Genomic DNA, 13,695 nt, shown 5'->3' with positions numbered 1-13,695 from the left:
GACCCCACCGCTGAGGAGACCACCATGACCACCACCATCGAGCCCGCCGCCCAGGTCATCACCAACCCGGGCCACGGCGAGTCCTTCACCGCGCACATGATCTCGATGGACTGGAACGAGCTGGACGGCTGGTCCGAGCCGGTGCTCGGCCCGCTGGAGAACCTCTCGATCCACCCCGCGATGATCGGCCTGCACTACGGCCAGGTCGCGTTCGAGGGCCTCAAGGCGCACCGCCGGGCCGACGGCACCGTCGGCACCTGGCGCTCCCGCGACCACGCGCTCCGCTTCCAGCGCTCCTGCGCCCGGCTCGCGATCCCCGAGCTCCCGGTGGAGACCTTCGTCTCCGTCATCGACCGGCTGATCGAGGCCGACCAGGGCCAGCTCTCCGACGACCCGGCGCACAGCATCTACATCCGCCCGATGATCTTCGGCACGGACACCTCGCTGATGCTCCGCCCGTCCCGCACCTACCGCTTCCTGCTGATGGCCTTCGTGGCCGGCGGCTTCTTCGGCGACAACACCTCGACCGTCTCGGTGCACGTCAGCCACGACTACGTCCGGGCCTTCCCGGGCGGCACCGGCAACGTGAAGATCGCCGGGAACTACGCGCCGTCCTTCGTGGCCCAGCGCGAGGCCGAGGCGCTCGGCTGCCAGCAGGTGGTCTGGCTGGACGCGCTGGAGCGCACGTACATCGAGGAGATGGGCGGGATGAACATGTTCCTGGTCCGCGGCAGCGGTGCCGACGCCCAGGTGATCACCCCGCAGCTGACCGGCACCCTGCTCCCCGGCGTCACCCGCAACTCCCTGCTGGCGCTGGCCGAGCGGCTCGGCTACCGCACCGGCGAGGAGCGGATCTCGCTGGAGCAGTGGCGCCGCGAGTGCGCCGAGGGCACCGTCACCGAGGTCTTCGCCTGCGGCACCGCCGCCGTGGTCACCCCGGTCGGCCTGGTCCGCGACCGGGACGGGGACTGGACCGTCGGCGACGGCACCGCCGGCCCCGTCACCCGCGCCCTGCGCACCGCCCTCACCGACCTCCACCACGGCCTCGCCGCCGACCCGGACGGCTGGCTCCACATCGGCTCCTGACCGCCCCGTCCCACCTCGTCCCGGCCCGCCGCCCGCCCCCGTGTCCACGGGGGCGGGCGGCTTCCGTTCGGGTACGGCCTTGAGCAGATCGGACCCATCCATGATCGGGCCCGCCCGCTGATTCACTCGTTCGGGGGAGTGGAGGGACACTCTCCGATCCGGCGGGGCGATGTGGATCTAGGGTCGTCAGAGGTCGGGGAGGGGGCAGGCCGGAGGATCGGCCGTCGGCTCCAAGCCCGGTGTTATTCACATATTTTGACGACCTGTCAGTGCTGGCAGGGCGCTCGCCGAGCCACTATGAAGGAGACCCGGCAGATGTCCGTGGACGCAGGCCTGGAGAACACGAACTCCCAGGCACCGGAGAAGCAGCTCAGTCTCGGTACCGCCGCCGCTCGCAACCTCGCCACCACGACCAAGTCCGCCCCGCAGATGCAGGAGATCACCTCCCGCTGGCTGCTCAAGGTGCTCCCCTGGGTCCAGACCTCGGGCGGCGCGTTCCGCGTCAACCGCCGTCTGACGTACACCGTCGGCGACGGCCGCATCGACTTCGTGAAGACCGGCTCCGAGGTGCGGGTGATCCCCGGCGAGCTCGGCGAGCTCGCCCTGCTGCGCGGCTTCGAGGACAACGACGTGCTGACCGCGCTGGCCGACCGCTGCGTGCAGCGCGAGTTCCGGGCCGGCGAGGTGCTGGCCGAGCTCGGCGAGCCGATCGACCAGCTGCACCTGCTGGCGCACGGCAAGGTGAACCGGGCCGGCCTGGACGCCTACGACGCGCCCACCCAGCTCGGCGTGCTGGCCGACGGCTCCCGCTTCGGCGAGCAGGCACTGACCGAGTCCGACGCCCTGTGGGACTACACCGTCACCGCCGCCACCAACGGCACGCTGCTCACCCTGAGCCGCTCCGACTTCCAGGCGGTGCTCGACCAGTCCCCCGGACTCCAGGCCCACCTGGCCGAGTTCCTCACCCTCCCGCAGCAGCGGCAGAACGAGCTCGGCGAGGCCGAGATCGCCCTCTCGGCCGGCCACTGGGGCGAGGTCGAGCTCCCCGGCACCTACGTGGACTACGACCTCAAGCCGCGCGAGTACGAGCTGAGCGTCGCCCAGACCGTGCTGCGGGTGCACACCCGGGTCGCCGACCTCTACAACCAGCCGATGAACCAGACCGAGCAGCAGCTCCGCCTGACCATCGAGGCGCTGAAGGAGCGTCAGGAGCACGAGCTCGTCAACAACCCGGAGTTCGGCCTGCTCCACAACGCCGACTTCAAGCAGCGCATCCAGGCCCAGACCGGCGCCCCGACCCCGGACGACCTGGACGAGCTGCTCTCGATGCGCCGCGACACCCACTTCCTGCTGGCCCACCCGCGGACCATCGCCGCGATCGGCCGCGAGTTCAACTCCCGCGGCCTGTACCCGGACCACGTCGACCTGCACGGCTCCAAGGTGCCGGCCTGGCGCGGCGTCCCGATCCTGCCGGTCAACAAGATCCCGGTCACCAAGGAGCGCACCAGCTCGATCATCGCGCTGCGCGTCGGCGAGGCCGAGCAGGGCGTCATCGGCCTGCACCAGACCGGCATCCCGGACGAGTACCAGCCGAGCCTGTCGGTCCGCTTCATGGGCATCGACGAGAAGGCGATCATCAACTACCTGGTGACCGCCTACTACTCCGCCGCCGTCCTGGTGCCGGACGCCCTCGGCGTCCTGGAGAACGTCCAGATCTCGAACGGCCGTGACTGACCCTCAGTGAGCGGGGTGCTGGGCGGGCCGGAATCCTCCGGCCCGCCCAGCACCGTATCCCCCGAAAGGCTTGGCACCGATGGCGGCGCAACCCTTCCGACTGCCGGACTTCTACATGCCGTACCCGGCCAGGCTCAACCCGCACCTGGAGAGCGCCCGGACGCACTCCAAGGCCTGGGCCCGCGAGATGGCGATGATCGAGGGCTCCGGGATCTGGGACGAGGACGACTTCGACCGGCACGACTACGCGCTGCTCTGCGCGTACACCCACCCCGACTGCGACGCGGCCGAGTTGGGGCTGATCACCGACTGGTACGTCTGGGTCTTCTTCTTCGACGACCACTTCCTCGACATCTTCAAGCGCACCCGCGACCTGGCCGGTGGCAAGGCCTACCTCGACCGGCTGGCCGCCTTCATGCCGCTGGACGACTCCCGGGGGTACCCCGAGCCGACCAACGCGGTGGAGGCCGGGCTGGCCGACCTCTGGGCCCGCTCCGTCCCGGCCATGTCGGCCGGTTGGCGGAGACGCTTCGCCACCGCCACCGAGGCGCTGCTGAACGAGTCCATGTGGGAGCTGTCCAACATCGAGAAGGGCCGGGTCTCCAACCCGGTCGAGTACATCGCGATGCGCCGCAAGGTCGGCGGCGCCCCCTGGTCGGCCGGGCTGGTCGAGCACGCGGCCGGCGCCGAGGTCCCCGCGGAGATCGCCGCCACCAGGCCGATGGAGGTGCTCCGGGACGCCTTCTCGGATGCGGTGCACCTGCGCAACGACCTCTTCTCGTACCAGCGCGAGGTCGAGGAGGAAGGCGAACTCTCCAACGGCGTCCTGGTGTTGGAGACCTTCCTGGGCTGCTCCACCCAGGAGGCGGCCGAGCGGCTGAACGACCTGCTGACCTCCCGGCTCCAGCAGTTCGAGCACACCGCGCTGACCGAGGTCCCGGCCCTGCTGGCCGACCGCGGGATGGACGCGCGGGCCGCCGCCGACGTCTTCGCCTACGTCAAGGGCCTCCAGGACTGGCAGTCCGGCGGCCACGAGTGGCACATGCGCTCCAGCCGCTACATGAACGCCGAGGCGGACCTGGGCGAGGGCCCGCTCGGCGGCCCGGCCGGGATCGGGACCTCGGCCGCCCGGCTCTTCGCCTCGGTGGCCCGGACCATGCCGGCCCGGCTGCGGTCCTTCTCCTACACCCCCTTCGAGCAGGTCGGCGCGGTCCAACTCCCGGAGTTCCGGATGCCGTTCGGCAACGGGCTCAACCCGCACCTCCAGCACTCCCGGGAGGCCACCGTCGCCTGGGCGCACCGGACGGGCCTGCTCGACGCCGTGCCCGGAGTGCCCGGCAGCGGACTGTGGACCGAGGCCGACCTGCGCGACTTCGACTTCCCGCTCTGCTCGGCCGGCATGCAGCCGAGGGCCACCGCCGAGGAGCTGGACCTCACCAGCGCCTGGCTGACCTGGGGCACCTGGGTGGACGACTACTACCCGCTGGTCTACGGCCGGACCCACGACCTGGCCGGGGCCCGGCTGATGCACGAGCGGCTGCTGGCGGCGATGCCGGTGGAGGGCGGGGCCGCGACGCCCGGCCCGCACCCGGCGGAGGTCGCCCTGGCGGACCTCTGGCACCGCACCGCCGCGCCGATGGCCCCCGAACAGCGCCGCTCCTTCCGCACCGGCGTGGTCCGGATGCTGGAGAGCTGGCTCTGGGAGCTGACCAACCAGATCCAGAACCACGTACCGGATCCGGTGGACTACCTCGAGATGCGCCGCCTCACCTTCGGCTCCGACCTGACCCGCGGCCTGCTGCGGCTCGGCCGCACCGAGGACGTCCCCGCCGAGGTGTTCGCGGCCTCGCCGCTGACCGAGCTGGAGGCGGCGGCCTTCGACTACGCGACGCTGGTCAACGACCTGTTCTCGTACCAGAAGGAGGTCCAGTTCGAGGGTGAGCTGCACAACGCCGTGGTGGTGGTGCGGAACTTCCTGGACTGCGACCCGGAGCAGGCGATCGCCGTCGTGCACGACCTGAACACCGAGCGGATGCGCCAGTTCGAGCACCTGAGCACCGTCGAACTCCCGCAGCTGTACGAGCAGTTGGCTCTCCCCCAGGAGACCAGGGCGGCGCTGGACGGCTACGTCCAGGAGCTCCGGCACTGGATGTACGGCATCCTGCTCTGGCACCGGGAGTGCCACCGCTACGACGAGCCCTCGCTGCTGCGGCACTTCGCGCCGGCGCCGGCGCCCGAACCCCTCCCCACCCCTCCCCCGCCCCCGTTCGGCGCCCCGACCGGACTGGGCACCTCGGCGGCCCGGGTGGTGGAGCTGCTGCGCAGGAGCTGAACCCCCTCGCCCGCGGAGGGGTCCGGACGGCCGTCGCCGTCCGGGCCCCTCCGCGGCGTTGCCGCCATCGGTTCGTGGTCGGACATTCTGACCATACGTTAGCCCTTTCGAGGTATTCAGTGGCCAACCGGAGAACCTGTCCGCCAGGTCGCTCGGTGATCTTCCACGTGAGCGACTCTTCCCCTACGGCACCCCGCAGCCGGCTGCTCCGACGGGCCGCCACCGTGCTGGGCGCGACCGCGCTCTGCTTCACCCTGGCGGGGGCCGCCCCGGGCGCCTCCCGCGGCGGGGACCCCCACGACAACGGACTGCACCTCGGCTGGTGCCACTGGGTCGGGGTCGGCCTCGCCCCGGTCGGGGTGGAGGTCGGCTTCGAGTACGAGTTCGGCACCGGCAACGGCAAGGGCCACGACCACCATCACCACCACCCGTGCCCCAAGCCCACCCCCAAGCCGAGCCCCAGCCCCACCCCGAAGCCCACTCCGACCCCGACCCCGACCCCCAAACCGACCCCCACCCCGACGCCGACCCCCACACCTCCGCCGCCACCGCCACCGCCACCGAAGCCCACCCCTCCACCGCCCCCGCCTCCCAAGCCGACGCCGAAGCCGACCCCGTCCCGCGCGGTCGTGCCCCCGCCGGTCGTCCCCCCGCCGCCACCGCCCCCGGCCACCACCCCGCCGCCGCCCGCACCGCCACCGGCCCCCCGGCCCACGGTGTCGTTCTGGAAGCCGGCGCCCGTGGCGGCGGCCAAGCCGCCCGAGCGGAACAGCATGCCGACCACCCGGACGGTGCTGCTGGTCACCGTCCCGGCCGTCCTGGCGGCCGGCGCCCTGCGCCCGCGCGGCGGCAGTGGCGGCGGCCGAGGCCGCCGCTGACCCAGCGTCACCCCACAGCCCCCTGACCGTCCCCAACCGGGACAGCCGTCCCGGTCACCGAAGTGGAGTTCCCTCATGTCCGAGTGGGTGGCCCTCGTCATCGCCATGGCCGCGGTCTGCGCCGTGGTGCTGGCCGTCGTGGTCCTGCGACAACGCCGGGTCGGCGAGGACGACGACCCGTCCGAGACGCCGGACGTCATCGAGTACATGACGATGATGATCGGCGTGGTCTACGCGATCGTGCTCGGCCTGGCCATCGCGGGCGTCTGGGAGGCCCGCGGCTCCGCCCAGGCCGACGCGCTGCGCGAGGCCCAGGCGCTGCACGAGGTCAGCGCCCGGGCCGAGGTGCTGCCGGCCGCCGACCGCGACAAGGTGCGCGCCGAGGTGAACGGCTACGTCTCGTTCATCGTGGACACCGAGTGGTCCTACATGGAGAAGCACGAGAGCCTCTCCCCCGAGGGCACCGAGAAGCTGGCCCAGCTGCGCCGCACCGTCACCGAACGCGCCCCGCAGACCGAGATCGAGAACCAGAACTACCAGCCGATGGTGGACCGGATCGCCGCCGCCGACGAGGCGCGCAACTCCCGTGGCCAGAACGCCGGGCCGACCATGCCGGGCGTGGTCTGGTTCGGCCTGGTGGCGGGCGCCGTGGTCACCGTCGGCCTGCTCTTCACCCTCCAGATCCGGCGCTCCGGGCGGGAGTTGTTCCTGGCGGCCGCGTTCAGCGCGCTGATCGCCTTCCTGCTCTTCCTGATCTGGGACTTCGACAACCCCTTCGGCCGGGGCCTGTCCGTCACCGCGCAGCCCTTCCTCGACCTCTTCCCGGGGATCGGCGACTGAGTCGCTCCGTCGCCGCGGCGCCCGTCCACCCCCGTCCGGGTGGGCGGGCGTCCGCCTTCCCGCCATACCCGCTGGGGTATCCTGGGCGGTCCACGCCGCCGCACGGAGGAGGAGCCCGGTGAAGGTGGAAGAAGAGGCCCAGGCGGCCGTGCTGAACCGGCTGCGCCGCGCCCAGGGCCAGCTCTCCGGCGTCATCGCGATGATCGAGGCCGGCCGCGACTGCAAGGACGTGGTCACCCAGCTCGCCGCCGTCTCCCGCGCCCTGGACCGGGCCGGGTTCAAGATCGTGGCCAGCGGCATGCGCCAGTGCCTCAACGGCGAGTCCGAGGACGGCTCCCAGCCCCTGACCGAGGCCGAGCTCGAGAAGCTCTTCCTCACCCTCGCCTGACCGCCGGCACCCGCCCCTGCTAGCATCCGCCGATTCGAACAGCGGGGCCGGCAGAGGGCGGGGAGCACGTGCACGAGGACACCGGGGCACCGGCGGCACCGGCGACGGCGGAGGGCGCCCGGCGCGGACGGCTCGCGCTCGGCGCCGCGGCCGGGGCGGCCCTGATCGGGCTGACCACCGCCCTCCTGCTCTCCGGGCCGGACGGCACCGGGCCGGCCGCCGAACCGGCCCCCGCCGGCGCTCCGTCCGCCCCGCCCTCGGCCCCGGCCACCCCGCCCCCGGCGGAGACGCCCCCCGCCGAGCCCCCGCCGAGCCCGACGGCCGCCCCCACCCCCCAGGCCGAGGCCCCGTCACCGGCACCGGCGACCACCACCCCGCACCCGGCCACGCCGTCCGCGACGACGAAGCGCACCACGGCTCCCACCCCGGGCGGCGGTTCGAAGTCCCATCCGCCCCACACCCCGGCCCCGCTGCCGCCTCCCTCCGTGGCCGGCACCCGGCCCGCGAGCTGCCCGCCGTGGCAGTACCCCACCTGGAACGGTTGCCAGCCCCTGGGCCCGGCCCAGACCTTCCCGACGGACCACCTGCTCCCCTCGGACCCGCCGCCCTTCGTGCCCACCACTCAGAAGCCCTGAGGCACACGGAGGGCCCGGCCCCGGCTGGCTGCCGAGGACCGGGCCCGTGGGACCGTGCCGTGGATCAGGCGATCGAGAAGTCGTCGCCGTAGACGCTGCCCTGGCCGTACCAGCCGTGCAGGTAAACGGTGACGGTGCCGTTGGCGCCGGTGGTGAAGGGGACGGAGAGCTTGGTCCAGGAGGACGAGCCCGGGGTCCAGGTGGAGGCGGTGGCACCGCCGCTGACGCCGATGTAGGAGTAGTTGCCCTGGACCCAACCGGTCAGCGTGTACTTGGTGTTGGGAGCCAGGGTGACGGTCTGCGAGCACTGGCCGTTCTGCGAGCCGGTGGCCGCGGCCTGCAGCGCGTACGAGCCGCTGTGGGCCGGGGTGGAGACCACCGCGCCGCCGGGCTGGCAGCTCCACGGGGCCAGGCTGCCGGTCTCCAGGCCGCCGTTGACCAGACCGGTCGGGGCGGTGCCGGTGACCGTCAGGGTGTAGGTGGCGGTGTGGCTGCCGGAGGCGCCGGTGGCCTTGACGGTCAGCGGGTAGCTGCCCGGCACGGTCGCGGCGGTGGTGGCGATCGACAGCGTCGCGCCCGAACCGGCGGTCACCGTACCGGGGTTGACGGTGGCGGTCACCCCGGCCGGAGCGCCGGTGACCGTCAGCGCCAGGCTCTGCGCCGAGCCGGAGGTCACGGCGGTGGAGAGCGCGGCCGTGGTGGACGAGCCCGCCTGCACCGAGCCCGCCGCCGGGCTGACCGCGAGCGAGAAGTCGTTGCCGGGCTGACCGCCCGTCACCGTCAGGGTGTAGGTGGCGCTGTGGGTGCCGGAGGCGCCGGTGCCGGTGACCGTGAGCGGGTAGGTGCCCGGGGCGGTGGCCGCCGTGGTGGAGACCGAGAGCGTGGCGCTGCCGCCGGCCGTGACCGAGGACGGGCTGACGCTCGCGGTGACGCCGGCCGGGGCACCGGCCACGGTCAGCGCGACGCTCTGCGCCGAGCCGGAGGTGACGGCGGTGGCGATGCTCGCCGTGGTGGACGAGCCGGCCTGCACCGAACCGGCGGCCGGCGAGGCGGTCACCGAGAAGTCGTTGGCCGGGGTGGTACCGCCGCTGGTGTAGGGCGCGAAGATCCGGGTGAAGTCCCAGGTGCCCTGCTGGATGCCGGAGCAGCTGTCCGAGCCCGCCGTGCCGGGGCAGCCGCCGTTGTCGCGCTGCAGCGCCCAGAAGGAGAGCGTGTTGACGCCCTTGGAGAGCGCCCAGTTGTAGACCTCGGTGGCGTTGGCCACGGTGAAGGTCTCGGCCGGGCCGAAGTCGTCGATGCCGAGCATCTCGATGATGCCGATCGACGCCCAGAGCTGGGCCGGGGTCTTCGACGGGTAGAGCGAGGCCAGCTGGTTGTAGAGGCCGGTGGTGGCGGTCTTGGTGTCCGCGGCCATGTCGTGCGCGGCGTTGTCGTAGTAGTCGAAGGTCATCTGGTTGACGACGTCGATCCGCGCGTTGTTGGTGATCGCGTTGCGCAGCACCTTGAGGCCGCTGGCCGCCAGACCGCTGGTGGTGGTCGGCAGGGTGTAGGAGAACTGGATGGAGCGGCCGTTGGCGGCGGCCCAGTCCTGGACCAGCTTGATCGCCTTGTTGCGGCGGTCGATGCCGGCCGTGTTGGTCAGCGAGTTGTCCTCGATGTCGAGGTCGATCCGGCTGACGTCGTAGGTGGTGATCACCGACTCGAAGGCGGCCGCGATCTGGTTGACGTCGGTGCAGCTGTCGGCCAGTTCGGTGCCGGTGTTGTCGGCCGTGTAACCGCCGAAGGACGGGATCACGTCGCCGCCGTTGGCGCGGATGGTGGCGATGTCGGCCCCGAAGACGGACTGCGAGACCGGCATCGAGGTGTCGCCGTTCCACAGCGGCGTGCAGGACCCCTTGGTGGCGGTCTGCAGGAACGCCATGGTGAGGTGCTTGGCGCCGGACTGCGCGGCCAGGGTGGCCGGGCTCTGCCCGGTCCAGGCCTCGAAGTACGGGGCGAAGACGCGGGCCGGCAGTGGGGTGGCGGCCGCCTGGGCGGTGGTGGTGCCGGCCGTCATCAGGCCGGCCGAGGCGGCCAGCGTGGCGAAGGCGGCCACCAGGGCACGGAGTGGTCTACCTGGGCGCATGGGGGTTCTCCAGCAGACGTGTGGTCATCGGAAAGGGAGGCGGGACGGCGGTGCAGGGAGGCACGGTCGCCGTACGCGGGTGTGGGGGCGTCCGGGGGAAAAGGGCAGGGCAGTGCGCGCCCGCCGCCCGGATCTGACACCCCCACAGTGCGTCCCGGTCGGATGGACATCGCCCATAGTTGGACTAGACCAGTGGCCCGTCAAGGGCGCTGATGGCCCGTCAGGCAATCCTTTACCGACCCTTGGCACGCGACCTCGGCACTCTCCCCCGGCCCCTCACCTCACCGCCCCACCGCCTCTCCCCGAGGGTGGCTCCGCGACGGGGCCGGTCACGACACCTGCGACCGCGCCGGGTGCCATGCGCCCTGGCGACGACCGCCCCGCCGTCCCGCCCGACGCCCCGGGTAGGCTGCCGGGTGCCCGGGCCGATCGTGACGCGCCTCGGCGCGTCCGCCTCCGAAGCCCCGAGGAGTACCTCTTGAGCACCGCCCCGCTCCCCGGGCCGCCGATCTCCGTCGTCGGGATCGGTGCCGACGGCTGGGACGGCCTCACCACCGCCGCCCGCACGGCCCTCACCGAGGCCCGCACCGTGCTCGGCGGCCCGCGCCAACTCGCCCTCCTCCCCGCCTCGGTGACCGCCGCCCGGATCGCCTGGCCCTCCCCGCTGCGCTCCGCCGTCCCGGCCCTGCTGGCCGAGCACGCCCCCGGAAGCCTGGCCGTCCTGGCCAGCGGCGACCCGATGTACTACGGCATCGGCCGCACCCTGGCCGAACTGGCCGGCCCCGAGCGGCTCGCCGTGCACCCCCACCCCTCCTCGCTCTCCCTCGCCTGCGCCCGCCTGGGCTGGCCGCTGGAGTCCACCGAGGTGGTCAGCCTGGTCGGACGCCCCCTCGACTCGCTCACCCTCGCCCTCCACCCCGGCCGCCGGGTCCTCGTCCTCAGCGCCGACGCCGCCACCCCGGCCGCCGTCGCCGCCCTGCTCACCGAACGCGGCTTCGGCGCCAGCCGCCTGCGCGTCCTGGAGCAGCTCGGCGGCCCGGCCGAGCACCACCTCGACGGCACCGCCGCCGCCTGGCCGCACCCGGCGGGTGACCCGCTCAACGTGATCGCCGTCGACTGCGCCCCCGACGGCCCCCGCACCACCCTCACCCCCGGCCTGCCCGACGACTCCTTCGAGACCGACGGCCAGCTGACCAAGCGTCACGTCCGGGCCGTCACCCTGGCCACCCTCGCCCCGGCACCCGGCGAGCTGCTCTGGGACGTCGGCGGCGGCTCCGGCTCGATCGCCGTCGAATGGCTGCGCGCCCACCGCGACTGCCGGGCCGTCACCATCGAGCGCGACCCGGTCCGCTCCGGCCGGATCACCCGCAACGCGGCCGCCCTCGGCGTCCCGCGCCTGAGGGTGGTCACCGGCCCCGCCCCGGACGCGCTGGCCGGACTCCCCACCCCGGACGCGGTCTTCATCGGCGGCGGCCTCACCGCGCCCGGCCTGCTCGACGCCTGCTGGGCCGCCCTGGCCCCCGGCGGCCGCCTGGTCGCCAACACCGTCACCCTCGAATCCGAGGCCCTGCTCACCGAGTGGTACCGCCGCCACGGCGGCGAACTGCTCAAGCTCGCCGTCGCCCACGCCGTCCCGGTCGGCGGCTTCACCGGCTGGCGCCAGGCCATGCCCGTCACCCAGTGGTCCGTCGTCAAGCCCGTCTCCCGAGAGGACGCCCCCGCATGACCGTCTACTTCATCGGAGCGGGCCCCGGCGCCGCCGACCTGATCACCCTGCGCGGCCAGCGCCTGCTCGCCGCCAGCCCGGTCTGCCTCTACGCCGGCAGCCTGGTCCCGCGCGAACTCCTCGCCGAGTGCCCTGCGGACGCCCGCCTGGTCGACACCGCCGACCTCGACCTCGACCAGATCGTCGCCGAACTGGTCCGCGCCCACGAGGCCGGCCAGGACGTGGCCCGCCTGCACTCCGGCGACCCCTCCGTCTTCTCCGCCGTCGCCGAGCAGATGCGGCGCCTGGACGCGGCCGGCGTCCCGTACGAGGTGGTCCCCGGCGTCCCCGCCTTCGCCGCCGCGGCCGCCGCCCTCAAGCGCGAGCTCACCGTCCCGACGGTCGGCCAGACCGTCATCCTCACCCGGGTCGCCCGCCAGGCCACCCCCATGCCCGAGGGCGAGGACCTCGCCACCCTCGGCCGCAGCGGCGCCCTGCTCGTCCTCCACCTCGCCACCCGCTACGTCGACTCCGTGGTCGAGGAGCTCCTCCCCCACTACGGCCCCGACTGCCCCGCCGCCGTGGTCGCCATGGCCAGCCGCCCCGACGAGCTCGTCCTGCGCGGCACCCTCTCCACCATCGCCACCCAGACCAAGGAGGCCGGCCTCCTCCGCACCGCCGTCATCCTGGTCGGCCGCACCCTCGGCGCCGAACAGTTCCGCGACAGCCACCTCTACTCCAGCGACCGCGACCGCACCCACACCTGCGACTGACGCCCCTTCCGAAGGACTCCGCTTGCCCGACCTGACCAGCGCGATCACCACCTTCGACGCCCCGGCCGTCGAGGCCGCCCTGAACGCGGGCGCCGACCCGCTCACTCCGGGCCCCGACGGGGTCACCCCGCTACGGCTCGCCGTGGAATCGGGGTCCCTGCTGCTGGTGTCCGCCCTGCTCGACGGCGCGACCCGCGACCGCTTGTCGCCGGAGCAGCGCGAGCACCTGCTGGCCGTGGCCCGGAGCTGGTACTCGCGGGACGTGGCCACGCTCGGCGCGTTCACCTGGGTCGAGGACGAGCAGGGCTCGCAGGTGCAGCAGCTCGTGCTCGACGGGCGGACCGTCCGGGCCGGGCACGGGGCCGTGCTGACGTGGTTGGAGCAGGAGTTCGACGTCCGCACGCCGTTCGAGGAACTGCTCACCCGCGCGGTCCGGCAGCCGGGCGACGACCACCCTGACCTGGTCAACGTCTGCGGCGTGCTGAGCCGCCGTCAGGACCCGGAGACCGGGGCGGACCTGCTGGCGCTGCGCCCCGACCCCGATCCCGCCCGGCGGCGGGTCCTCGCGGTGGTGCTCGGCTACCGGGCGGTCGCCGACGACGTGGACGACCCGGCGATGCTGGTGGCCTGGGCGCGCGAGGAGGCCGACCCCCGCGTGCTCTCCGACGTCCTGTTCGTCTGCGGCCTCATGACCCACGAGGAGCTCGGAGCGATCGGCCTCCGGTACGCCGGGCACCCGGACGCGCGGGTCCGCTGCCAGGTGCCCGACCTGCTCGATGCCGACTCCCCTGCCGAGGTTTCCGCAATGCTCACCCTGGCCGGAGACGTCGACTGGAGGGTCCGCAACGCCGCCGCGTACCGGCTCCGGCCGGAGCACGCACCGGAGTACTGGGCCCCCCTGCTGACCCTGCTTCACGACCAGGTCCTCCGGGTCCGGCTCTCCGCCGCCTGGACCCTCGCCCACTCCGAGGACCCCCGGCCGGAGATCAACGACCTCCTCTGGACCCTGCTGGACGAGGACGAGCGCGAGCTCCGGGAGAGCGCCGGCTACGGCCTCGCCATGCGCCAGGACGACCGGGCCTTCGAGGCGTACCGCCGCCTCGGCCCGTACTCCGAGGCGGACGGCGGGTGGAACCCCCGGCTGGAGCACCTCCGCCGGTGGACCGAAGAGCACGGGCGGCCCGGGGCCTGACGCCTCC

General features: G+C 73.4%; 11 protein-coding genes. 10 read left to right on the top strand and 1 reads right to left on the bottom strand.

Annotation, left to right across the window (positions count from 1 at the left end; all coding sequences use genetic code 11):
- Positions 1-24: 24 nt before the first annotated feature.
- The 7 genes from ACWCYY_RS01775 (at position 25) to ACWCYY_RS01745 (ending at position 7,893) form a co-directional block, all read left to right on the top strand.
- Positions 25-1,086 (top strand): branched-chain amino acid aminotransferase, encoded by a 1,062-nt coding sequence (locus ACWCYY_RS01775; protein WP_449794780.1) that lies wholly within the window; start codon positions 25-27, stop codon positions 1,084-1,086.
- Between the two features lie 315 nt (positions 1,087-1,401).
- Positions 1,402-2,820 carry a family 2B encapsulin nanocompartment shell protein gene (locus ACWCYY_RS01770; protein ID WP_345281250.1) on the top strand — a complete coding sequence of 473 codons (1,419 nt, stop codon included), beginning with the start codon at positions 1,402-1,404 and terminating at the stop codon, positions 2,818-2,820.
- A gap of 79 nt (positions 2,821-2,899) precedes the next feature.
- Positions 2,900-5,152 carry a terpene synthase family protein gene (locus tag ACWCYY_RS01765; RefSeq protein WP_449794779.1) on the top strand — a complete coding sequence of 751 codons (2,253 nt, stop codon included), beginning with the start codon at positions 2,900-2,902 and terminating at the stop codon, positions 5,150-5,152.
- Positions 5,153-5,319: 167 nt separating this feature from the next.
- Entirely contained in the window at positions 5,320-6,030 is a 711-nt protein-coding gene (locus ACWCYY_RS01760; protein WP_449794778.1) for a hypothetical protein, read from the top strand.
- A 75-nt stretch (positions 6,031-6,105) separates the two neighbouring features.
- Positions 6,106-6,870, top strand: a complete 765-nt coding sequence (locus tag ACWCYY_RS01755) for a bestrophin-like domain (protein ID WP_345281256.1) — start codon at positions 6,106-6,108, stop codon at positions 6,868-6,870.
- A 118-nt stretch (positions 6,871-6,988) separates the two neighbouring features.
- Positions 6,989-7,258, top strand: a complete 270-nt coding sequence (locus ACWCYY_RS01750) for a metal-sensitive transcriptional regulator (RefSeq protein ID WP_345281257.1) — start codon at positions 6,989-6,991, stop codon at positions 7,256-7,258.
- Positions 7,259-7,326: 68 nt separating this feature from the next.
- The gene (locus tag ACWCYY_RS01745; RefSeq protein WP_449794777.1) at positions 7,327-7,893 is read left to right on the top strand and encodes a hypothetical protein; all 567 of its coding nucleotides are present in this window, start codon (positions 7,327-7,329) and stop codon (positions 7,891-7,893) included.
- A gap of 64 nt (positions 7,894-7,957) precedes the next feature.
- Here ACWCYY_RS01745 and ACWCYY_RS01740 read toward each other — a convergent pair whose 3' ends face one another.
- On the bottom strand, positions 7,958-10,018 hold the full coding sequence (locus ACWCYY_RS01740; protein ID WP_345281259.1) for a glycosyl hydrolase family 18 protein: 2,061 nt from the start codon (positions 10,016-10,018) through the stop codon (positions 7,958-7,960).
- A 478-nt stretch (positions 10,019-10,496) separates the two neighbouring features.
- Between ACWCYY_RS01740 and cbiE the strand changes: the two genes are divergently transcribed.
- Genes cbiE through ACWCYY_RS01725 form a run of 3 tightly spaced genes read left to right on the top strand, consistent with a single transcriptional unit; the run spans position 10,497 to position 13,688 of the window.
- Positions 10,497-11,744, top strand: coding sequence for a precorrin-6y C5,15-methyltransferase (decarboxylating) subunit CbiE (gene cbiE, locus ACWCYY_RS01735; RefSeq protein WP_449794776.1), 1,248 nt, complete (start codon positions 10,497-10,499; stop codon positions 11,742-11,744).
- Positions 11,741-12,496 (top strand): precorrin-4 C(11)-methyltransferase, encoded by a 756-nt coding sequence (gene cobM / locus ACWCYY_RS01730; RefSeq protein WP_449794775.1) that lies wholly within the window; start codon positions 11,741-11,743, stop codon positions 12,494-12,496. Before cbiE ends, cobM begins: the two co-directional genes overlap by 4 nt.
- A gap of 22 nt (positions 12,497-12,518) precedes the next feature.
- Positions 12,519-13,688 carry a hypothetical protein gene (locus ACWCYY_RS01725; RefSeq protein ID WP_449794774.1) on the top strand — a complete coding sequence of 390 codons (1,170 nt, stop codon included), beginning with the start codon at positions 12,519-12,521 and terminating at the stop codon, positions 13,686-13,688.
- Positions 13,689-13,695: the final 7 nt, after the last annotated feature.

The sequence above is a fragment of the Kitasatospora sp. NPDC001664 genome, assembly GCF_053596675.1.
Note: the sequence above shows the minus strand (reverse complement) of the source record. Positions and strands in the feature narration are given on the sequence as shown.

What these genes read in the sequence shown, in the direction of transcription:
- ACWCYY_RS01755 (WP_345281256.1), top strand. Translation starts at nt 6,106, where the DNA reads ATGTCCGAGTGGGTGGCCCTCGTCATCGCCATGGCCGCGGTCTGCGCC.
- ACWCYY_RS01765 (WP_449794779.1), top strand. Translation starts at nt 2,900, where the DNA reads ATGGCGGCGCAACCCTTCCGACTGCCGGACTTCTACATGCCGTACCCG.
- ACWCYY_RS01775 (WP_449794780.1), top strand. Translation starts at nt 25, where the DNA reads ATGACCACCACCATCGAGCCCGCCGCCCAGGTCATCACCAACCCGGGC.
- cobM (WP_449794775.1), top strand. Translation starts at nt 11,741, where the DNA reads ATGACCGTCTACTTCATCGGAGCGGGCCCCGGCGCCGCCGACCTGATC.
- ACWCYY_RS01740 (WP_345281259.1), bottom strand. Translation starts at nt 10,018, where the DNA reads ATGCGCCCAGGTAGACCACTCCGTGCCCTGGTGGCCGCCTTCGCCACG.
- ACWCYY_RS01770 (WP_345281250.1), top strand. Translation starts at nt 1,402, where the DNA reads ATGTCCGTGGACGCAGGCCTGGAGAACACGAACTCCCAGGCACCGGAG.